Raw genomic sequence first — 22,134 nt, forward strand, 5'->3', positions numbered from 1 at the left:
GCACTCGAACTGACGATTATAATAAACGATCAGAAAAAATAAACGAATTCAGAAAAATGTCATCAAACAACTGCGCACCAGCCGCCAACCGAAAAAAACTAAGTTTCCTAGACAGCTACCTTACCTTATGGATCTTCCTTGCCATGGCAATCGGAGTGGCTATTGGATACTTCATTCCGTCCAGCAGTGGGTTTATCAACTCGTTTTCCTCAGGAACGACTAATATTCCATTGGCGATCGGACTCATATTAATGATGTATCCGCCACTTGCCAAAGTGAACTACTCACAAATGGGAGCCGTTTTCAAAAACACCAAAATCCTAGGCGCATCCTTACTGCTCAACTGGGTCGTTGGACCCATTTTGATGTTTGCCCTCGCCTTACTTTTTCTCAACGGCTATCCCGAATACATGATTGGTGTCATCCTCATTGGTCTTGCCCGCTGCATCGCTATGGTCGTGGTGTGGAATGACCTCGCCGAAGGAAACCGCGAATATGCTGCTGGATTAATCGCCCTCAACTCCATATTTCAGGTGCTATTGTACAGTGTTTATGCCTATATTTTTATCACCGTTTTGCCACCTTATTTTGGTTACACTGGTTTTGAAGTCAACATCAGCATCGCACAAATCGCCGAAAGCGTCGGGATCTACCTCGGTCTTCCGTTTGCACTCGGTATCATCAGTCGTTATGGATTGATTGCCCTCAAAGGCGAAGAATGGTTTCAAACCAAATACATCCCGTTCATCTCCCCAATCACCCTCATCGCTTTGCTGTTTACCATCGTCATCATGTTCAGCCTCAAAGGCGAATTGATTGTACAAATCCCAATGGATGTCGTGCGCATAGCCATTCCGCTAGTGATTTATTTCACCTTGATGTTCGTGAGCAGCTTCTATTTAGGAAAATACTTCGGAGCCGATTATTCCAAAGCCACCGCCATTGCCTTCACCGCCACCGGAAACAATTTTGAACTCGCCATCGCAGTAGCCATTGGAGTCTTCGGCATCAACAGTGGCCAAGCATTCGCCGGTGTCATCGGTCCCTTGGTCGAAGTTCCCGCCCTAATCGCATTGGTAAACTTGGCCTTCTGGTTCCAGAAAAAATATTACACAGTTAGCGCCTAAAAAATTATTATTTGGGCGTGACCCCATTACTCAAAAACGGGCTCCTTACTTTGCGGTGAGGAGCCCGTTTTCAGTAATGCGGTCGGGCTTTCGCCGCTACTTCGGTAGCTTGCCTCAATCCCTCACGCAAGACTACGTTCATCAATAAATTTTACTTATTATTTGCACGCATATTTCGCAGGTTCCCGCAGATAAAAAAGAAAAATATGCCAAAATCTGCTAAATATGCGTGCCAAACTTTTATGCGCCTTTTCAAATTATAGCCACCAAAAACCGCAAACAAAAACCCAACAATCTCTTACTTTTTCGTAGATTTAATACACCCTAAAAACAATTAAAATGAAAAACAAAACAGCCACTTTACTCGAACTCTGGATAGAATCAAGAACCCGATTCACCAAACAACTCAATACCCTTACCGAAGCCGACCTTGCCAAAAAACTAGCCCCATCACCCAACTGTGTCGGATTCATAGTTCGTCATATTGGCGATATCGAACTCTTATTTGCTAAAAACGTATTTGGAGCCAGCGATGTCAAAGTAGTTGCCAAAACCGTAATCGCAAAACAAGACAGCGGCGAATGGACCAACCTACAAGAACTCAAAGACTATGTAACCCATTCTTTCGAAACCCTACAAGCCATCATTCAACAACAAACTAACGAAGACTGGGAAACCATCATCAACACCAACGAATTTGGAACCAAAACCAAAGCCGAAGCTTTTGGTAGGATTGTGTCGCATACCGCTTATCATGCGGGACAAATGGGGATTGTTTTGAAGTATGGGGGATAGGAATGGAAATCGAATTTAAATATAAAAATAACCTATCACCAATATAGCTTTAATGAGAAATCAAAACAATTAAGGTTTTTTCGTATATAAAAATCCTAGTCAAATAAAATTACAAGCATTAAATAAATTAGCAATTCATTATTTTTTTCTAAATTAGTCCTTTCTCTAGAGGCTTAATTAGCCTAAATAATTTTTCACGCCCCAAGAGAAAAATACTAAACAAATTCGAATCTAGAAAATTAAAATGATTAACGACCAAAACAAAATACCAAATCCATTTTACTTTTCTTGGTTAGTTGTCTAATTTAACACTTATACAAACATAGGATGACTAAGTTTGTTAAAATTCTTTGTAACTTCTCCGCTTTTCGAAGCCTTCACAAATCGTATTAAAAGTCCTGAAGCTGTGCGTACTCTCCCGACTTCGTACACAATCCAATATCCCGTTCCAGTTTAAAAAACTTGACAATTAAACTCCCCTTTACGGCCATGATTTAAATCTAAATAGTATACATGTTAAAGCAAATAGGAACGGGTACAAAGTCAAAAAGTGGTCACACCCGACCGCTCGGATTTGTAACCAATTAGTTAGCAGAATTGCATCCTGTCTCGTCCTAAAATAAGTGTACCTATTTATACTATATTGGATTTCATACCTCGACCAAAACAAAGCACAACCACTATGACTAGTTACATCCAAAAACTATTTCAGTATCACAACAAATTTAATTGTAGTTTTGACGTTCATTGGTCAGGTATGAAAAAGGAGCACTACTTGCTTCCTTAACTTGTCCAGAAAAACAAAACTCCAAACACATGTGGTGGCAATATCTATTAGTTTTTTTTGGTGCTTTATTATTTGACATAGTCCCTTTTCCGTTTGCACCAGCGTTTACAATAATGGTATTTCTTCAAATCCTTTTTGATTTAAATGTTTGGGCAGTGATTATTATTGGAGTTGCGGGCTCTGTTTTGGGTCGGTCTATTCTTCTATTATATGCTCCACTACTGGCTAACAAGTATTTAAAACCATCCAAAAATGAAGACATAAAGTTTCTTGGAGATAAAATGAACCAAAATAAATGGAAAGGTATTTTAGTGGTACTTGCTTATTCTTTGTTGCCTCTTCCTACCACACCACTTTTCTTAGGTGGGGGAATTTCAAAGATAAAACCCATTTATATCATTGCTCCTTTTTTAATAGGGAAATTTACTAGTGACTCTATCGCCTTACATTTAGGGAAATTTGCATCCGAAAACCAACAAAGTATCATTGATAATATGTTTTCGTGGCAGTCTATTGCTAGTTTTGTTTTGGGGTTTGTGATGCTATTTTGTTTGTTTTTTATAAATTGGCGTACCTTAATTCAAACTAAAAAATTAGCCTTTGATTTTAAAATCTTAAATTAAGTTTTTCAACCCGACCCCTTGATACATAAAATAGCAAAGGGTTAAACTGCTCACGAAAAGCAGGGTAAAAATGCTTAATTTTGATATATCTATCATACGTAGATACTATTTATTTTTTATAGGAATATGGAATTGCTTCGGCTGTTCGCAAAAGCTCGAGTCGCTTATTTTCATTGGTTTTCACGACCAAATCCTGTTGCTGCTCATTTCATTCTGCAAAGGTGAGCTGAACTTTCTAGAGCCGCTGCGCCGCTTTTCTAAATAAGTATACCAAAATGGAAATTTGTTATTTAAAATAGAGCTACAACTACATTTATTTTTTGGCTCTACCCAACTTACAAGGATTCTCACTGCCTTTCCTAATTATTGTTTTATATTTGAAGAATTAAATTCGATTAAAAGAAGAAGTGAAAAAAGCTGAAATCAAGCACAATAGTTGGACTTTTTGTCCTGACTGTCAAGGACGAGGAAAAAAAAGTAGAAGAATCAACAAAAAAGTACGACTCGATTACCAAAAAGCACTGGAACAATTTGAAAAATCGAATGGCGAAGGAGAAGCTCCTATTCGTCCTACGGCGCACCTAGATTCTTGCTCGAATTGTTCTGGATCGGGCTTGATTCCTGCCGTAAACCCTCCTATTACAGATACAGAAAACTACCCCAACGTTGCTATAATAGGCGGCGGTATTGGTGGAGTTGCTTTGGCTGTGGCTTGTTTGCACCGCGGAATTCCGTTTACTCTTTATGAACGCGATAGCGGCTTCGAGGCTCGTTCACAAGGCTATGGACTCACTTTGCAACAAGCGAGTAAAGCGATCGAGGGATTAGGTATTTTCAATTTAGAAAAAGGAGTCGTTTCTACCCGACATTTGGTTCATACTACAGATGGAAAAGTAATTGGGGAATGGGGAATGAGAAAGTGGATGCAAGGCGAGGAAAAAAAATCTCCCAAGCGTACCAATATCCATATCGCGCGGCAGTCGTTGCGGTTAGCACTACTGGAACAACTCGGCGGACACGATACTTTACAGTGGGGACATCAGTTAATCAACTTTAAGCAGTCTGACGATGAAAAAATGGACCTCAGCTTTGAAGTAAATGGACAAATAAAGACCACCAAGGCAGATCTTATCGTTGGAGCAGATGGTATTCGGAGTTCGGTTCGGAAGTTACTGATTGGTGATGACCGTAGCCCTTTGCGTTACCTAGATTGTATTGTGATATTAGGAATTTGTCCTTTGGCAGCTCTCAAAGGTATTGAGAGCCCATTGCTAGATTCAGCGACAGTATTTCAAACGGCCAATGGTAAAGAACGCATTTACATCATGCCTTATGCTTCAGACTCGGTAATGTGGCAACTGAGTTTTCCAATGCCCGAAGAACAGGCAAAAGTATTAAGTTCGAAAGGAGCACAAGCACTCAAAGAAGAAGCCTGTCGTAGAACGCAGTGGCACGATCCTATTCCACAAATTTTAGCAGCGACACTAGAAGCTCAGGTTTCTGGATACCCCGTCTATGACCGAGAATTACTGGATTCCGATTTGTTAGAAAAAATAGGACTTGTCACGCTAATTGGGGATGCGGCTCACCCTATGAGTCCGTTCAAAGGACAAGGAGCCAATCAAGCACTGCTCGATGCTTTGGCTCTGGCTCGAATGATCAAAAGAGAATGCAGACCCTTATCCCATTGGAGAGAAGCCGGACTTAGGAAAAGTGTATTAACTAATTTTGAATCCGAAATGCTAGAACGTTCTGCTATCAAAGTAAAACATTCAGCGGAAGCCGCACAGTTCCTACATTCGGATATTGTGCTGCATGAAGGTGATGAGCCTAGAGGAAGGATTCTAACGAAAAAAAACAAAAAATAATGACATTATTTAACTTGCCAACAAGTTAATCATAACCGATTGCTTCCGCAGTTCCCAGAACTACACGAAACTCCGCAAAATCACCCGACTTTTGCGGAGTTTTTATTTATTGGACTATGGTCAATTTTAAAATAACCTAACTGTCTTTCACCATAGAATAGATCGCTAAACAACCATAAACAACTGATATTCAATTACTTTTTTTAAGTTTTACGGTAAACACAATCACTTATTTTCGTAACTTCGTTTTTCCCCAACTACATATAGAATTACTTTCCAAAGCGCAAACGGCACCTACTGCCTTGACGTTACTCTTTATTTATAATATTATAACTAATTATACCCAAGCACCTTATTTTAGGTAACCAAAAAAAAAGTCTGAATAGGTCGAAAAAGGACTAGAAAAAGGAGTAGACAACAACATTTAAATTTTTAATTATGATACGTAAATATTCTTTTTTAATGCTTAGTATTTGTGCTCTATTAATCATTAGCTGTAGTGACGATGATAATCCTCCTGCAAAGACACTCACGCAATCTTTTAATATTGCGTTAAACAATGCAAACTCAATCCCTATGGTAACGGGCAGAAGTGAAACTGGAACTATACTGATGAGTTTGTTTGATGACAATTCGTTAGAATTTACCATTACTATAAATAATCTTTCTGCAACTGATGCTTTAACGACTGCTCATGTACATATAGGTGATGTAGTTACAGCAGGTGCCGTAGCGATAACTTTAGTTAATGGTAGCACTATCAAATTTTCAGGAAATACTGCTAAAGGAACTGTTTCATTAACAGCTGCTGAAGTTTTAACTTTAAAAGGTAGTAACGTATATGTTAATGTTCATTCTTCACTAAATCCTTTAGGTTTGGTAAGAGGACAAATAGACCAAACTATAGATAAGGCCTATAATGTAGCTTTATCCCCTGCAAACGAACTACCTGCCATAACAGGAAGAAGTGAAACAGGAACTGCTCATTTCAGGTTGGTAGGTACAACTATGTATTACAAAGCTATAGTAAATAATTTGGCTAGCACTGACGCTATTGTCGGAGGCCATATCCATGAAGGGAGCTCAACTGTTAATGGAGGAGTACTCATTAATCTTGACTTAACAAGTAGTACACAACTCAATATTACAAAAACGCTTACTTTAAGTGCAACTAACATTACCAAGATAAATAATGATGCCTTATATGTGAATATTCACTCAACCCAAATGGCAGGAGGTTTGTTACGTGGTCAGATTCGCTAATTATAAGTCTATCACACGGAATTGGTGCGTCCTGAAATAAGTTTACATATTCAATCAGCGCCACAAAGAGTTTCCTTATAATACAAAGTTCCGCAAAGTTACCCGACTTTGCGGAACTTCTATATTTATAAACGACTCATAATCAAAGCGCTGGAGAATATATACTTTAATAGTTTGGTCTTTTTAATATCCGTCGATTGCAACGTCAGACCATCAACAAAACCAACTGGATTTCTGATAAATAGGAAATTCAAAAAAACAACTAATTATAGGGCATTGCCGCAACATTTTATATATGTTAAATATGCACATTACGTTTCTTTCACAAGTCTATTTTCGTTATATTTGAGAGTACTATACAGTAGTTTTCCACATACTGATATGGACTTCCATTTGTGAAAAATAATTTAAATTTAAAGAAATAAATAATGACAAAAATACTATTCTTAACAGGAGATTATACCGAAGACTATGAAACAATGGTTCCTTTTCAAATGCTTGAAATGGTAGGTTATGAAGTGCATACCGTATGTCCAGATAAAAAAAAGGGAGATACTATTAAAACCGCAATTCATGATTTTGAAGGTGACCAAACGTATTCTGAAAAACCAGGGCATAATTTTGTATTGAATTACAGTTTTGATCAAGTAAAAGTGGAAGATTATGATGGCTTAGTAATTGCCGGAGGTAGAGCACCCGAATATTTAAGACTAAATAAAAAGATACTCGATATCGTGAAATATTTTTTCTTAACCAACAAACCTGTCGCCGCAATCTGCCACGGTATTCAGATATTGACGGCTGCTGATGTTGTCAAAGGAAGGAAATTAACTGCCTATCCTGCAGTTGGACCAGAAGTAACAATGGCAGGAGGAGAATTCCAATCGATCCCCGCTGACGAAGCTTATGTAGATGGTAATCTTGTCACCTCTCCAGCTTGGCCTGGTCATCCTAGCTTTATAAGAGAGTTTTTAAAAATAATGGGGGCGACTATTAGTGTCTAAAACTACTGAATAACACCCATTTTAAAATTATTTGAAAAAGAAACTAATTCTGAAATGAGTTTAATAGTAAACCATGTTCTGCAAAGTCCGCACTTTGCAGAACATTTTTAGACTCAAAATCATAGTATTACACCAACCAAAAGTCATTAATTCGTTTATTATTAAGATTTAAATAACAAACCTTTCTAAAATTAGTTTGTATACTTGCAAAGTGAAACAAAAACTGAACATAAAAAGCATTACGAACTTAGCCTCTCTTATTGGGTTAGCGCTTTTACTATTAGTTTCACCTTGTAAGGTTCGAAATTTTATTCAGGCAGAGCTTGGAGTTCCTCAAACAAAGGTCGTAAACAAGAATCAAACAACCTTTAGCAATTCTAATTGCCATACCGTTGCTATTGCTGAAAAAACATTCGATACAACAAAACCTTCTACTCCATTTTTACCTACCCTAACGGCAAAAATTACGCACTTTTATTTTAGTGGAGTCGATTATATCAATCGATCAACTCCTCCTTACAAAACTAGAAATCACTCGACTTCAGTCGCTCCTTACTACATTCTATTTCAAAACCTAAAAATTTATCTATCGTAATTTTTCTTTAAAAAGTTAACCAGTTTTCTCGAACTGGAATTTATTAATTATAGATAAACCCTATGAATATTCAAGATAAAAAACTTGAAGTAAGCTACCTATCGTTAGTTTTACTTCGGGTAATGCTTAGTTTTATATTTATTGTAGCAAGCATCAACCACTTATTCAATACCGAAAAAACAGTACATAAATTAGAAGTTGCCACTATGGGCTTTTTAGGAAAACTACTAGGACCACCCGAATTGGCAATAATCCTGTCTGGAATCGTAATGCTTATGGCTGGATTTTCCTTACTGATCGGTTTTAAAACACGCTTTGCAGCAATCCTTCTTATTACTCTATTAATCCCAATTACGGTCACTGTTCAAGTAGGCCAAACAGCAACGTTAGGCCCCCTTTTCAAGAATGTGGCTATACTTGGTGGCCTTCTCTTTTTTAGTATTAATTCAAATTTAAAAAATCAAAAACAATGAAAAATCTTTTTACATACATCGTCTTAATTTGCTTTCTAATAGCGGGAACTACCCAAATAAAAGCGCAAAATTTCAACCCCAAAAAAAATAATTATTTAGTGCTTTCGCAAAACATTCAACAACTTGAACCCATCTTGCTAACCGCAGAAGCACTAGCTCAAGAGGATGGTAAAAAATACGGCGATTTTTATGTGATTATTTGTGGTAAAACGGTAAATGATCTAATAAACAATTCTAGTCTAAATGAATTATTAAAACATGCAAAAGAAAAAAACGTAACTATTTATGCTTGTGGAATTTCGCTTAAAAAATTCAATATCACCCCAGATCAATTACCCGATAATCTAACGGTTGTTGAAAATGGAATTTTATATGGACTTCAACTCAATAAAAAAGGCTTTATAACTATTAGTATTTAATCACCAACGCCGATGTAAATAAACCTCAGACATTGTCTGAGGTTTGTATCTTATAAACTACATTTTCAAACTACAAACTAATACCGTCAAAGAAATCTTCTTGGTATTTATCTAATAGAGAATAAAAATGAAAAATAAAAATATAAAAAATGACGCAGGACTCTTAACTCTTGCCCTGAGATTGGTCATCGGTTGGACCTACTTTTCTGCCTTTTTCAGACGAACTATTCTAACCAATAAATTAGATACCGAAGTAGCAGACTACATCGGTGAAAAATTCAATCACTTTTTGCCCAATGCACTCGGAATAAAACCTGTAATCCAATATTTAGTTGAAAATCCAGACATTTTATGGATAAACATGGTCGTATTCACCATTATTGAAGGTATCGTTGGACTCTTTATCCTTTTGGGTTTATTTACTCGTTTAATGAGTGTTGGTGTATTTTTACTAGCAATGGGAATTCTTCTGGCCTCAGGATGGATAGGCACCACTTGTTTAGACGAATGGCAAATTGGCGTTTTGGGTATAGCAGCTGGTTTTGTATTATTCCTAACAGGTAGTAGCCATTATTCTTTGGATAATTATTTGATGAAAAATAATTATCCAATCTCCAAAAAGAAATCGTTTACCTGGATTGCTTCTGGCGAATTACTAATTAAAGAGAAAGTTGTTCTGAGAATAGTATTAATAGGTTCCCTTTTTGTTTTTGGAATGACATTAATGACCAATCAAATTTTTCATGGTGGATTATGGGGCACCCTTCATAACAAATCGGTAAAACCAAAAATCGAAATAACCGAAGGTAAAATTGAGAATAATAAACTATCGTTTGACGTTTATAGAACAGAAGGTGTTGATGTATATGGCTCTTGGGTAATTGGCATCGAATTATTGGATGAACAAAACAACACCATTATTCACTATTCACAGGAAGACTTAGCCTCACTGCAAGAGAACAATTTTGACAACTATTATGTGGCCAAAATCAAATCTGGAAAACATAGTATGATTGTCCCCTTGGGAGCAAAAGCAAAAATAAACCTAAAGAGTCCACTGATAGAAAAGTTGTCAAACGGAAAATACACCATTAAAATCACCGATATTAGTGGCGTTTTTTGGAAACATGAATTTACCAAATTATAACAATTGAGATAGAATCATTATTTGAATCCTTAGGTCATAACTCGTTTCTAATTTAACAAGATTTCGCAAAGCCAACCTGTTTTGCGGAATTACTTTTTTACAGATGTAATTCTAATATTTAAACCTTCAGCGTTAAAAAAGGGCTATTAGCAAAGCAAATTCAGTCCTATATAGCTTCCCTACATGATTAGTGTTCGTTACAACAAAATGCATTGGACATTTAAAAAACATAAAAATTCAGCATTTTAATAGACAAATCCAAAAAAACATATAAACTTGCAATTCTTAAGTAGTTTGCTACAAGTAAAAAAACACCATATGCCAATAGAAAACATACCTGAAATTTATTTTCAGAATCAAGAAACACCACAAGACCTATTTGTTTATGATTTTAAAATGACAAGCGATGTTGTAAAAAGCAAGGTTAATTTAAGCATGAATATGTTCAGCTTTTTACAAGTTGGTAAAAAGCAAGTGCATTTTGCAAACACCTCTATGGCCGTAAACAGTAAGCAATCTTTACTGCTAAAAAAAGGAAATTGGCTGTGGACAGAACTACTCGACACCGAAGCCATTTATTATTGTAAGCTCTTCTTTTTTTCTGAAAAGAAACTCACCGATTTTCTAAGCAAATACACTAACAATGTAAAGCCATCTAAGGAAGATGTGCCGTATTTTGTAATTGAAAACGATGATTACATTGCCGCTTTTATAACCTCTCTATCGTCTAGCACCTTTTCAAATCACAGTTATAGCGATGCTTTATTAGTTTTAAAATTTGAAGAGATTATGTTGTATTTGCTAAATAAATATGGCAATGAGTTTGAAAATTATTTGCATTCTTTAATTTCGAAAGAAGTTTCTCCCTTTAAAAACATCGTAGAAAGTAATGTACATTCGAATTTAAAATTGGAGGAAATCGCCTTTTTATGCAATATGAGTCTATCGACCTTTAAACGTCATTTTACTTCAGAGTATAATGAAGCTCCTGGGAAATGGCTACAAGACAAACGCCTACAGAAAGCCAAAGTCCTACTACAAACTGGTGATTTAAAAGCGTCTGATATCTATTTAGAAATTGGATATAACAACCTATCTAACTTTAGCATAGCTTTTAAAAACAAATTCGGAATCAGTCCAACCGAAATCTAAAATCAAATAAAAGCAACAACAAATACCTATTTTAGAGGACTTTTAAGCCAGAATAATATCGAAAAACACACAAACTAAAAACATTGAACCTTTTTCATAAGATTTTGAACCAAATCAATAACTAGAGACTTTAACTCCCGACCTACATTTGCAGTGTAATTAAAACAAAGCATTTTTGAAAAATAATTACACCTATATAATTTAAAAAAATCTAATTATGGCAAATGTAACTAAACCCGTTTTCAAAGAAAGATACGGGAATTTTATCGGCGGAAAATTCGTAGCCCCAGTTAAAGGACAATATTTTGATAACGTTTCTCCAGTTGATGGTAAAGTATTTACTCAAGCAGCTCGTTCAACACAAGAAGATATCGATCTTGCTTTGGATGCAGCACACGAAGCATTCCCATCTTGGAGTACTTCATCTGCAACAGAGCGTAGTAATGCACTATTAAAAATTGCGCAAGCAATGGAAGACAACTTCGAGTACTTAGCAACATTAGAAACTATCGACAACGGTAAACCAATTCGTGAATCCAGAGCGGCAGATATTCCTTATTGTATTGATCACTTCCGTTATTTTGCAGGGGTTATCCGTGCAGACGAAGGAAGCATCTCTGAGCATGACAAAAACACAGTAAGTATTGTTTTACACGAACCTATTGGAGTCGTTGGTGAAATCATTCCTTGGAACTTCCCAATGTTAATGCTTGCTTGGAAAATTGCTCCAGCTTTAGCAGCTGGTTGTACTGCAGTTGTGAAACCAGCAGAACAAACGCCTACAAGTGTTATCATGTTAATGGAACTTATTGGTGATATTTTACCTGCAGGTGTATTAAACATCGTAACTGGTTTTGGTGCAGAAGCAGGACAAGCTTTAGCAACATCTAAGCGTATTGCTAAACTTTCATTTACTGGTTCTACTGAAACAGGACGTAAAGTTTTACACAATGCTGCTGAGAACATTATTCCTGTAACAATGGAATTAGGCGGAAAATCTCCAAACATTTTCTTCCCATCGGTAGCAGATCACAACGATGATTTCTTTAGCAAAGCTATCGAAGGTGCATTGATGTTTGCTCTTAATCAAGGGGAAATTTGTACAGCTCCGTCTCGTATATTGGTTCACGAAGATATTGCTGATCGTTTTATCGAAAGAATGAAAGAGCGTTTGGGAGCAATCAAAACAGGTAATCCGCTAGATCCTGAAACAATGATTGGTTCTCAAGTTTCTAAACCACAATACGAAAAAATTCTTAACTATATCAAAATTGGTAAAGAAGAAGGTGCTGAAGTATTAGCTGGTGGTGACGCTGGTAACTACGAAGGAGAAATTTCGGAAGGATACTACATCCAACCAACAGTATTAAAAGGAACAAACAACATGCGTGTTTTCCAAGAAGAAATTTTTGGACCAGTTGTAGCCTTAACAACTTTTAGTTCTACTGAAGAAGCTATCGCTATCGCTAACGATACTCCTTACGGATTAGGTGCTGGTGTTTGGTCTCGTGATGCTCACGAATTATTCCAAGTTCCACGTGCTATCCAAGCGGGTAGAGTTTGGGTAAACCAATATCATACGTATCCTGCACACGCTCCTTTTGGTGGTGTGAAAGAATCTGGATTTGGTCGTGAAAACCACAAAATGGCATTAGATCATTACCGTGTTGTAAAAAACATGTTGATCTCTTACGACAAAAAACCTATGGGATTCTTTTAATTGAAACCTATAAATAAATTAAAACCCTGGCATTGCCGGGGTTTTCTTGTTTTAATCAAATGCACTTTTTGTTATAGTTGCGTACTAAATTTTGATTTAAGCAACCAATTTCTCTTTGGTGATTTTATCCACAATCAAGGCTATTGCACCGTCTCCTGTAACGTTGCAGGCAGTACCAAAACTATCCATTGCAATATATAAAGCAATCATTAACCCAATCATTTCTTCGCTGAATCCTAACATCGATTGCAAAATCCCTACAGCCGCCATAATCGCTCCTCCAGGAACCCCCGGAGCCGCAACCATAGCAATTCCTAGCATAAAAATAAAACCTGCAAATAAGGTAAAATCAAAAGGCAGTCCCTCTAAAATCATTAATGCCATCGCACAAGCGGTAATTTTCATGATACTTCCTGAAAGATGAATGGTAGCACATAACGGAATGACAAATCCAGCTATTTTCTCTGAAACACCATTTTTTAAAGTTTGCTCCAAGGTAACAGGAATAGTTGCCGCCGAAGACTGTGTTCCTAATGCAGTGAAATAGGCCGGCATCATCTTCGCTAATAATTTAAAAGGATTCTTCTTGGTAATCGCACCTGCAATGGTATATTGAAGCAGTAATAAGATTAGATGTAAAGCGAAAATTACCCCAATAATATTTATAAAAACCGAAAGGATTGAAAACACTTTTCCGCTAAAGGACATCCTCGCGAATATACCCAATATGAATAATGGCAATAGTGGGACTATGACGTTTTCTATTAATTGCATGATGATCTTCTCAAAGTCTTTGACTACTAATTTTAAGCTTGATTTTTCTTGGTATGAAAGCCCTAAACCAATCACAAATGCCAAAACTAAAGAGGTCATAACATCCAGTGCTGGCGGAATGGTAATGCTAAAATAGGGGGTTAATTCGGGACCTGAAGCACCAACTTGCGCAACCTCATTTACATGAGATACTAAAAGTTGAGGAAATATACCAGAGGCGACAAAATAGGTCATAAAGCCCGAAAATAAAGTCGAACCGTAGGCAATAGCAGCCGTAAGTAACAATAATTTACCAGCACCTTTTCCTAGGTCGGAGATGGCTGGCATTATCAACCCCATGATAATTAAAGGGATGGAGAAACTTAAAAACTGTCCGAAGAAAGCATTAAAAGTGGTAAATATTCTGTTTATTGATTCGGGTAAATATAGTCCGAAAACAATTCCTAGAACGATAGCTATAAAAACTTTAAAAAGTAAGTTCGAAAATAAATGCTTCATAATACAGATGCTAATGGATAAAAGACGGTCAATGTCTTAATGTAGATTTTTTTTAAGATTGCGAATATACTGCCAATGTTAGGAAAGTACGTTTTACAGCTCGTCTTTTTTTTCCCCTTTTTAATTCTCTTCGTTTTATATTTCCTTTGAAGTCTCTTTTAAACAAATGTTTTATAAGTATAGCCCAATTCCTTTTCAGGAAATTTGAACAAGTTTTGTAGCCTTAACATACAGTTCAATTGAACAAGCAATTACTGACGAAACTCCTTGAGGATTAGGTATTGGTGTCTAGCCTGGTGATACTGCCAAATTATTCCAATTTGCAACTGCTATCCAAGCTGGAAGAGTTTGCTTAAAATGATTTCATATGTATCCCACACATGCTCCTTTTGGTGGTATTAACAAATCTGTATTTAGTCGTGAAAACTACAAAATGCCACTAAATAATTACCCTGTTATAAAAAACACGTTGATCTCTTAGGTCTAGAAATCTTGTTTTTTTTTTAATTGAAAACGCTATAAAGTTTAAAACAAAAAATTCCATTCAAAATAAAAAGGAACAAAATAAAAGACAGCTATAAAGACTGACAAACATAATAAACATACTTGGTTAACTTTTATAAAATCCTGTCTAATTATTCAATTAATGTTCTATATTTGCTAGGAATGGCATTACATCAAACCACTTTCGCTAGTTGTAAAACAACAGTTTAGATTACTAAGTTATTGGCAATAACAACTCCATAAAGCAGTAAATCTATATCATAACGAAAGATTCAAAGAAAACCACAATAAAGAAAAATCAGCAATCTTGCCTTTTGACAGAATAGATATTATAAAAGTCTATTGTAACAACCTGAGAATATTACATTCAAATAGTATTCTTATTCTAATGAAATATCCTTATGTTCCCAATTGATATTCGCACCATTTATCTTAGCTTCATTATAATTAACATCATTAATCTGGTATTAATTAGTTCATTATATTTTCAAATAAAAAAGAGGTTCCCAGGAACGTTCTTAATCCTTCTGAGCTTTTTCATGAGTGCAACTGGAAACATTTTGGTATTTTTACGCAATTCAATTCCCAATTGGATTTCAATCCCTTTAGCCAATGTTCTAATCGTTTCATCAACCGTTGTATTACTGATTGGATTCGAGCAATTCGTCAAGAAAAAAGGATATCAAGTTCAAAACTATATTTTAATCGTTGTTTTTCTTCTAATTCATTCTTATTTTACTTTTGAAAAACCCGATTTACACGCCAGAAATATTAACATTTCAGCTGTTTACGTGCTGATTAGCGTTCAAATCGCTTATCTCATGCTAAAAAGAACCCCTTTATCGATGCGTAAGATAACGCGTCCAGTTGGCATAGTGTTCTTTACTGTTTGTATCATTCAACTTTTTCGTGTTTATTATCTTTTACAATTTCACCAATCACCAACTGAATTATTTAAATCAAATTCATCGGAATCTCTATTTCTATTAATTTGGGAAAGCATTATCATACTACTTGCTTATAGCATTTCATTGATGTACAATAAGCGTCTAATTATTGACATGAATGCCCAAGAGGAGAAGTTTTCCAAAGCATTCCATGCTGCCCCCTTCATGATCATGTTATCTAAATTTACAGATGGGAAAATTTTTGAAGTAAACAAAAATGTTCAATCAATTTCTGGCTATCATCCTAATGAGTTAATTGGCTTCAAATCATCAGAATTACATATTTGGGAACAAGATGAGGATCGTAATAAATTCATCACAGATTTAAACTCAAAGGGAGTAGTTTTCGAAAATGAATATGTCTATCGCAAAAAATCCGGCGAACTATTCCCTGGCTTAATGACAGCTGAAATAATCACGATAAATAATGAAAAATGTATTATTTCAGTAATACAAGACATAACCATTAGAAAACAAGCTGACCTTAAACTTATAAATAGTGAGGCTACTTTAAGAGAATTAAATGCAACAAAAGACAAGTTCTTTTCCATCATTGCACACGACTTAAAAAGTCCCTTTAACGGCATTATAGGTTTTAGTGAAATACTAAAAGAACAAGTTAAAGAAAATGATTATGAAGGAATTTATCAATATGCTGAGATTATTAATACTTCTTCACATCATGCCATGGATTTATTATCGAACTTGATGGAATGGTCGCAGTCACAAACTGGTCGCATGAAGTACAATCCAGAATACGTTGATATTGTTCTACTAATTAAATCTACTCTAGAATTACTAAATACATCATCTGAACAAAAATTAATCAACATTAACAAAAACACCCCTTTAGGTCTTGTCATACATGCAGATAAAGCAATGATAGAAGCCGTGCTACGAAATCTTATTTCTAATGCAATAAAATTTACCCCTCAGGAAGGAACAATTATTATTACTGCTGAAGAAAAAGAGAATACCTATTTAATTTCGGTAGCAGATAGAGGAGTTGGCATCGAAAACCGTAATGTTGAAAAATTATTCAAAATCGACAGCTCCTACTCCACTCTAGGTACCAATAACGAAGTTGGTACAGGGCTAGGACTCATACTTTGCAAAGACTTTATCGAATATCACAAAGGAAAAATTTGGGTAGAAAGTGAACTTGGTGTTGGAAGTACTTTTTATTTTTCGATTCCAAAAGTATAAGTAGTGCGACTATTTTTGTTACTCTGTATTCCCTTATGAGTATCTCAGTGAGACTAATTCAACAAAAAAGCTACTCAACCATTTGTAGAAAAATATTCTTTATAGACAAGGTTAAAGAAATCAAAATTATACCAAAACTAGTCTAATATAGTCCAATCTAATTTTTATCACATCGAGGAGTAATTTTTATTCGACAAAAGGCAATATAAAATGACGTTATTTGACTGTTTACACTTCTAATTCCCCTCTTGAGAGGGGCTAGGGGTGTGTTTTTTTTTAAGTATTTATATTCCAGCTATTTAAAGTAAAACGTCATAGATAGCGCAATGTCATTAAGTTAAGAGATTTTTGAACGAAGATTAACGATTTCAGATTTGGTATTAGTAAATAAAAAATTTGTTGATTCTAAGCGGTTTCGTCCATCTGAAATCAAAAATCGTTAATCAAAAATCTTAAATTATTTTATAGATTCATCCTTAACTTAATGACATTGCACTCGATGTGACAATTGAACTATTTCATAAACATTATTCGTATTAGTTTTTCTTAATCAGAAGTTTCTCTTTTAAAAGTTCTTTTAATTTAGCTACTATCTCAGGATGAGCATCGGCAATGTTTATCGATTCTTTTTCTTTTGAACTGTGATCGTATAATTCCATTGCTCCTTTTTCATGCACTGTCATTCGGTACTTATCCGTCCTAATTGAGTTTTCCTTTGAATTATAACTTAATCTGGTATGTCCAATTTTGCTAGGGTTTTCTAACATGGAAATTAAAGATTCTCCATTTGCAAAATTTGGAATTTTAATTCCTGTTAAATCACACAAAGTTGGAAAAACAGCTACTGTTTCTACTATTCCAGTTGTTTTCTTCCCCTTATATTTAAGGGCTGGATAAGCAATAATCAGTGGCGACCTTACTCCTTCTTCAAATAAATTATGTCTCCCCCAGATGGCATGTTCTCCCAAACATTTTGTGCTTTTTTTGATTGTGAGCTCAGTAAATTACAGTTTATTCCAGCCTTAAGAACATAAAGAACAATTAGCATTTTCATCTTACTTCAGCTAAATTTTAGAAATTGCAAGGTATTTATTAATTTCTACTAAATTCATTTTAACTAGAAATCCACTACTATTTTCGATAGAAACAAAAAACCTCAACTAAGTAAACAACTTAAAAATAGTTTCACCAAAACATATATCGCACAAAACTACGTATCAATCCTTCAATAAAAACACAAAACATTCATGATGAAAAATTACAAAAAAATCACATAATCCTACCAAAATGAAGGAACAACATTAAAAACGAACGATTATACTAAAATAAATCGTTAATTAATTACACAAAACACATTTTTTAATCAAAATTTTAAGAAATCCCCAATTAAGTATAAAAATATCAATTCTAAGCATTGTAATTAAGTATAACTACGTATATTTGCTACGTAATACTTAATAATGATATTATGATTAAAATAATAGTAGTCGGAAACGGCATGGTGGGTTTCAAATTTTGCGAAAAATTTATCTCAAAATCTGGACAAGAAAAATATCAAATTACCGTATTTGGTGAAGAACCAAGACGTGCTTATGACCGCGTTCACCTTAGTGAATATTTTGCAGGAAAAACAGCTGATGATTTATCAATGTCAACCGCAAATTGGTACGAAGAAAATAATATCATATTAAATACTTCTGAATTAATAACAGATATTCATAAAGAAAGCAAAACCATTACTACTCATTTAGAAAAAACACATTCTTATGACTATTTGGTTTTAGCTACAGGATCATCTGCTTTTGTACCTCCAATTGAAGGAGTAGAAAAAGAAGGGGTTTTTGTTTATAGAACCATCGAAGATCTTGATGCTATTATGGCTTACGCCAAAAAAATAAAAGCAAACGGTTCGACTGAAGCTGCCGTTTTAGGTGGTGGATTACTAGGTCTTGAAGCTGCCAAAGCTGTTCGTGATTTGGGATTAAATCCTCATGTAGTTGAATTTGCGCCTCGATTGATGCCAAGACAATTGGACAAAGGAGCAAGTAATATGTTGCAATCAAAAATTGAAGCATTAAATATAGGAATACACCTTAACAAATCGACTCAATATATTGCCGGAAAGGACGCTATAACAGGCATGATGTTTGAAGGTGATCATTTACTTAAAGTAGATATGTTAGTAATCTCTGCAGGTATCAAACCAAGAGACGAATTAGGAAAAGGTGCGGGTCTAGAAGTAGGCGTACGTGGTGGTATTGTGGTAAATAACAAAATGCAAACTTCAGACCCAAACATTTTTGCTATTGGAGAAGTCGCTTTGTACAATCATATGATTTACGGATTGGTTGCTCCAGGTTATGAAATGGCCGATGTAGCTGCTGAACAAATTATAGGGTCAGATAAACTGATGAGAGAAACCATAGATATGTCGACTCAATTGAAATTGATCGGTGTTGAAGTGGCTAGTTTTGGAGATCCTTTTATCGAAAACGAAGAGGTTACGGCTATTGTTTTCGAAAATAAATTCAATGGCACTTACAAAAGAATCAATGTAACCAAAGACGGGAAAACATTATTAGGAGGAATTCTAGTGGGTGATTCTAGCGATTATAACGGTTTATTCCAAATATATAGTAATGCAATGGCATTACCCCCAAATCCCGAGGACTTAATCTTAGGATCAAGAGGTGGCGAAGGTTCTACATTAGGAAACGCAATGGACTTACCCGATACTGCGGTAATTTGTTCTTGCGAAAATGTAACCAAAGGTGCAATTTGTTGCTCCATTACTGACGGAACCTGCGAAACTATGGGTGATGTTGTAAAATTGACCAAAGCAACTTCTGGTTGTGGTGGTTGTAAACCAATGGTTGTTGACTTGGTAAAAGCGGCTCAAAAATCGATTGGTAAAGAAGTAAAAGAAAGTATTTGTGAACACTTTCATTATACGAGACAAGAGTTATTTGATATTGTAAAAATCAACAAATATACCAACTTTTACGAAGTAGTCGATCATCACGGAAACGGAGATGGTTGCGAGGTTTGTAAACCAGTTGTTGCCTCTATTTTCTCTAGTATCTATAACGATACTGCCAACAAGCACGTTACGACTCAAGATACCAACGATAGATACTTAGCCAACATTCAACGTAACGGAACCTATTCTGTAGTTCCTAGAATTGCTGGAGGTGAAATCACTCCTGAGAAACTTGTTGTTATTGGTGAAGTTGCCAAACAATTTGGATTGTATACTAAAATTACGGGTGCACAACGTCTCGATTTATTTGGAGCAACCTTAAATGATTTGCCTGCTATCTGGAAAATACTAATCGATAATGGATTTGAAAGCGGTCACGCTTACGGAAAATCATTAAGAGCAGTTAAGAGTTGTGTAGGTAATGCATGGTGTCGCTACGGTATGGATGACAGTACAACTTTTGCAATCGAATTGGAAAACCGTTACAAAGGAATTCGTTCTCCTCATAAATTAAAAGGTGGTGTTTCTGCTTGTATTAGAGAATGTGCCGAAGCTAGAGGTAAAGATTTTGGTGTAATCGCTGTTGAAGGTGGGTGGAACTTATACATCTGTGGAAACGGTGGAGCCAATCCAAAACACGCTGTTCTTTTGGCCGAAACAATAGACAAAGAAACCGTTTTCAAATACATGGATCGTTTCTTAATGTACTATGTACGCACCGCAGGACCATTAGTACGTACTTCTACTTGGTTAGAAAAACTAGATGGTGGATTGGACTACTTAAAAGAAGTAATTATTCATGACCGTATTGGAATTTGTGAAGCTTTGGAAGCTGAAATGCAATCACTTATTGGTACTTACGAATGCGAATGGAAACAAGTACTAGAAAAACCAAGGTTGATGAAACGTTTTAGCCATTTTGTAAACTCAGATGACAAAGACGATAACATCGAATATGTACCAATCAGAGACCAACACATGCCAAAATCTTGGAATTTTTAATACTAACTAAGGAGGAAATATTCAGTTTCTAAGTTACTAAGACGCTGAGTTTCTAAGTTTTTTTTGATGATGGTTATATATTTTATAATTGGTCGAATAAATCTTAGGAACTCAAAATTCAAAAACTTAGGAACTTAGATACTCAGAAACTACTCAAGACTTACAAAAAAGTTATAAACTAAGCTAAAAGCTACTTACCAAAAGCTAAAAGCTACTTACAAAAAGCTAAAAGCTAAAAAATTAAAGAACATGGAACACGTATTAGACAAATATAAAACGGTTACTCTTGAAGATGTAAAAGTTTGGTTTAAAGCCGGAACACTTAAAGATTTCCCAAGTAACAGAGGAGGTTGCGTAAAATACAAAGACAAACAAATTGCTGTTTTTAACTTTGAAAGAAGAAATGAATGGTATGCCTGTCAAAATGTTTGCCCTCACAAGCTAGAAATGGTTCTTTCGAGAGGAATGACTGGATCTGCCGATAACGTTCCTAAAATCGCTTGTCCAATGCATAAGAAAACATTTTCACTTGTGGACGGTAGCAACTTGAATGGTGAAGATTATTCGATTGCAACTTATCCCGTAAAAGTTGTTGAAGGAGAAGTATTGATTGGGTTTATTGATTAAAGTATGTATATTTGAAGTATCAAAAAATACTCCAAATGACAACTACACCCTTCCAACAAGCAAGCCAATGGATTGATGCCGAAAACGCTCAAGATCCAAATATAGAAATACACGAATCCATAAGTTTTCCAAAAGAACTATTATACTCTAATAGAATGTTTGCAAAACTTATGGATTTTTATCCTTCTGCCTCAGAAGAAGTACAAATAGCTTCCAAAGCACAACACATCTGTCGTTGGAAAATCGCCCGTGACTCCTACCCAATGGATCGTGTAGGTTATTTGAAATGGAGAGAAGATTTGAAAAAATTTCATGCCAAAACTACGGCCGAGATACTTGGCAAAGCAGGTTATGATGCTGAATTTATTGCTAGAGTTACTTTCTTGATCGAAAAGAAATTACTTAAAAAAGATGCTGAAACTCAATTACTGGAAGATGTTATCTGTCTGGTATTTCTAGAGTACTACTTAGAACCTTTTGTAGCAAAACACGACACAGAAAAATTAAAAAACATCATTCTTAAGACATGGAATAAAATGTCTGAAGCGGGACACCAAGCTGCTTTAAAAATCAATTACACAGCAGCAAATCTTGATTTGATCAAAGAAGCACTTGGACTATAA

Annotated in this window: 18 protein-coding genes; 16 read left to right on the top strand and 2 right to left on the bottom strand. The window is 35.4% G+C overall.

The features are described 5' to 3' along the window. Window positions 1-56: 56 nt before the first annotated feature. The 12 genes from arsB to ABZP37_RS16915 all read left to right on the top strand — a co-directional run bounded on the left by arsB (window position 57) and on the right by ABZP37_RS16915 (window position 12,973). Window positions 57-1,127, top strand: coding sequence for an ACR3 family arsenite efflux transporter (gene arsB, locus ABZP37_RS16860; RefSeq protein ID WP_366187553.1), 1,071 nt, complete (start codon window positions 57-59; stop codon window positions 1,125-1,127). Window positions 1,128-1,466: 339 nt separating this feature from the next. Then, a complete protein-coding gene (locus ABZP37_RS16865; RefSeq protein WP_366184399.1) occupies window positions 1,467-1,922 on the top strand; it encodes a DinB family protein in 456 nt (151 codons plus the stop codon). An 816-nt stretch (window positions 1,923-2,738) separates the two neighbouring features. After that, window positions 2,739-3,332, top strand: a complete 594-nt coding sequence (locus ABZP37_RS16870) for a hypothetical protein (protein WP_366184400.1) — start codon at window positions 2,739-2,741, stop codon at window positions 3,330-3,332. Between the two features lie 407 nt (window positions 3,333-3,739). After that, window positions 3,740-5,200, top strand: coding sequence for an NAD(P)/FAD-dependent oxidoreductase (locus ABZP37_RS16875; RefSeq protein ID WP_366184401.1), 1,461 nt, complete (start codon window positions 3,740-3,742; stop codon window positions 5,198-5,200). A 438-nt stretch (window positions 5,201-5,638) separates the two neighbouring features. After that, window positions 5,639-6,463, top strand: a complete 825-nt coding sequence (locus ABZP37_RS16880) for a CHRD domain-containing protein (protein ID WP_366184402.1) — start codon at window positions 5,639-5,641, stop codon at window positions 6,461-6,463. Window positions 6,464-6,891: 428 nt separating this feature from the next. Further along, complete coding sequence (locus ABZP37_RS16885; RefSeq protein WP_366184403.1) at window positions 6,892-7,467, top strand: DJ-1/PfpI family protein; 576 nt, start codon at window positions 6,892-6,894, stop codon at window positions 7,465-7,467. Window positions 7,468-7,678: 211 nt separating this feature from the next. Further along, window positions 7,679-8,062 (top strand): hypothetical protein, encoded by a 384-nt coding sequence (locus ABZP37_RS16890; RefSeq protein ID WP_366184404.1) that lies wholly within the window; start codon window positions 7,679-7,681, stop codon window positions 8,060-8,062. Window positions 8,063-8,124: 62 nt separating this feature from the next. Then, on the top strand, window positions 8,125-8,535 hold the full coding sequence (locus ABZP37_RS16895) for a DoxX family protein (RefSeq protein WP_366184405.1): 411 nt from the start codon (window positions 8,125-8,127) through the stop codon (window positions 8,533-8,535). Continuing rightward, window positions 8,532-8,954, top strand: a complete 423-nt coding sequence (locus ABZP37_RS16900; RefSeq protein WP_366184406.1) for a DsrE family protein — start codon at window positions 8,532-8,534, stop codon at window positions 8,952-8,954. Before ABZP37_RS16895 ends, ABZP37_RS16900 begins: the two co-directional genes overlap by 4 nt. Before the next feature lie 127 nt (window positions 8,955-9,081). After that, on the top strand, window positions 9,082-10,101 hold the full coding sequence (locus ABZP37_RS16905) for a TQO small subunit DoxD (RefSeq protein WP_366184407.1): 1,020 nt from the start codon (window positions 9,082-9,084) through the stop codon (window positions 10,099-10,101). Window positions 10,102-10,419: 318 nt separating this feature from the next. Continuing rightward, entirely contained in the window at window positions 10,420-11,253 is an 834-nt protein-coding gene (locus ABZP37_RS16910; protein WP_366184408.1) for an AraC family transcriptional regulator, read from the top strand. A gap of 217 nt (window positions 11,254-11,470) precedes the next feature. Beyond that, window positions 11,471-12,973 carry an aldehyde dehydrogenase family protein gene (locus ABZP37_RS16915; protein ID WP_366184410.1) on the top strand — a complete coding sequence of 501 codons (1,503 nt, stop codon included), beginning with the start codon at window positions 11,471-11,473 and terminating at the stop codon, window positions 12,971-12,973. A 96-nt stretch (window positions 12,974-13,069) separates the two neighbouring features. Here the strand turns inward: ABZP37_RS16915 and ABZP37_RS16920 are convergent, their stop codons facing one another. Further along, window positions 13,070-14,245 carry a dicarboxylate/amino acid:cation symporter gene (locus ABZP37_RS16920; RefSeq protein ID WP_366184412.1) on the bottom strand — a complete coding sequence of 392 codons (1,176 nt, stop codon included), beginning with the start codon at window positions 14,243-14,245 and terminating at the stop codon, window positions 13,070-13,072. Between the two features lie 1,325 nt (window positions 14,246-15,570). Between ABZP37_RS16920 and ABZP37_RS16925 the strand changes: the two genes are divergently transcribed. Further along, complete coding sequence (locus tag ABZP37_RS16925) at window positions 15,571-16,902, top strand: PAS domain-containing sensor histidine kinase (protein WP_366184414.1); 1,332 nt, start codon at window positions 15,571-15,573, stop codon at window positions 16,900-16,902. A 536-nt stretch (window positions 16,903-17,438) separates the two neighbouring features. On the opposite strand, the gene ABZP37_RS16930 is transcribed toward ABZP37_RS16925, so the two are convergent. Continuing rightward, the gene (locus tag ABZP37_RS16930; RefSeq protein ID WP_366184416.1) at window positions 17,439-17,870 is read right to left on the bottom strand and encodes a sulfatase/phosphatase domain-containing protein; all 432 of its coding nucleotides are present in this window, start codon (window positions 17,868-17,870) and stop codon (window positions 17,439-17,441) included. 500 nt (window positions 17,871-18,370) lie between these two features. Between ABZP37_RS16930 and nirB the strand changes: the two genes are divergently transcribed. The 3 genes from nirB (at window position 18,371) to ABZP37_RS16945 (ending at window position 22,134) form a co-directional block, all read left to right on the top strand. Then, entirely contained in the window at window positions 18,371-20,884 is a 2,514-nt protein-coding gene (gene nirB / locus ABZP37_RS16935; RefSeq protein WP_366184418.1) for a nitrite reductase large subunit NirB, read from the top strand. Between the two features lie 249 nt (window positions 20,885-21,133). Further along, complete coding sequence (gene nirD / locus ABZP37_RS16940) at window positions 21,134-21,511, top strand: nitrite reductase small subunit NirD (RefSeq protein WP_366184419.1); 378 nt, start codon at window positions 21,134-21,136, stop codon at window positions 21,509-21,511. A 35-nt stretch (window positions 21,512-21,546) separates the two neighbouring features. After that, the gene (locus tag ABZP37_RS16945; RefSeq protein WP_366184420.1) at window positions 21,547-22,134 is read left to right on the top strand and encodes a DUF4202 domain-containing protein; all 588 of its coding nucleotides are present in this window, start codon (window positions 21,547-21,549) and stop codon (window positions 22,132-22,134) included.

The organism is Flavobacterium ovatum (genome assembly GCF_040703125.1).
Taxonomy (GTDB): Bacteria; Bacteroidota; Bacteroidia; order Flavobacteriales; family Flavobacteriaceae; genus Flavobacterium; species Flavobacterium ovatum.

Coding starts and splice junctions, on each gene's coding strand:
- arsB (WP_366187553.1), top strand. CDS start 57: ATGTCATCAAACAACTGCGCACCAGCCGCCAACCGAAAAAAACTAAGT.
- ABZP37_RS16865 (WP_366184399.1), top strand. CDS start 1,467: ATGAAAAACAAAACAGCCACTTTACTCGAACTCTGGATAGAATCAAGA.
- ABZP37_RS16870 (WP_366184400.1), top strand. CDS start 2,739: ATGTGGTGGCAATATCTATTAGTTTTTTTTGGTGCTTTATTATTTGAC.
- ABZP37_RS16880 (WP_366184402.1), top strand. CDS start 5,639: ATGATACGTAAATATTCTTTTTTAATGCTTAGTATTTGTGCTCTATTA.
- ABZP37_RS16885 (WP_366184403.1), top strand. CDS start 6,892: ATGACAAAAATACTATTCTTAACAGGAGATTATACCGAAGACTATGAA.
- ABZP37_RS16895 (WP_366184405.1), top strand. CDS start 8,125: ATGAATATTCAAGATAAAAAACTTGAAGTAAGCTACCTATCGTTAGTT.
- ABZP37_RS16900 (WP_366184406.1), top strand. CDS start 8,532: ATGAAAAATCTTTTTACATACATCGTCTTAATTTGCTTTCTAATAGCG.
- ABZP37_RS16905 (WP_366184407.1), top strand. CDS start 9,082: ATGAAAAATAAAAATATAAAAAATGACGCAGGACTCTTAACTCTTGCC.
- ABZP37_RS16910 (WP_366184408.1), top strand. CDS start 10,420: ATGCCAATAGAAAACATACCTGAAATTTATTTTCAGAATCAAGAAACA.
- ABZP37_RS16915 (WP_366184410.1), top strand. CDS start 11,471: ATGGCAAATGTAACTAAACCCGTTTTCAAAGAAAGATACGGGAATTTT.
- ABZP37_RS16920 (WP_366184412.1), bottom strand. CDS start 14,245: ATGAAGCATTTATTTTCGAACTTACTTTTTAAAGTTTTTATAGCTATC.
- ABZP37_RS16925 (WP_366184414.1), top strand. CDS start 15,571: ATGCTAAAAAGAACCCCTTTATCGATGCGTAAGATAACGCGTCCAGTT.
- nirB (WP_366184418.1), top strand. CDS start 18,371: ATGATTAAAATAATAGTAGTCGGAAACGGCATGGTGGGTTTCAAATTT.
- nirD (WP_366184419.1), top strand. CDS start 21,134: ATGGAACACGTATTAGACAAATATAAAACGGTTACTCTTGAAGATGTA.
- ABZP37_RS16945 (WP_366184420.1), top strand. CDS start 21,547: ATGACAACTACACCCTTCCAACAAGCAAGCCAATGGATTGATGCCGAA.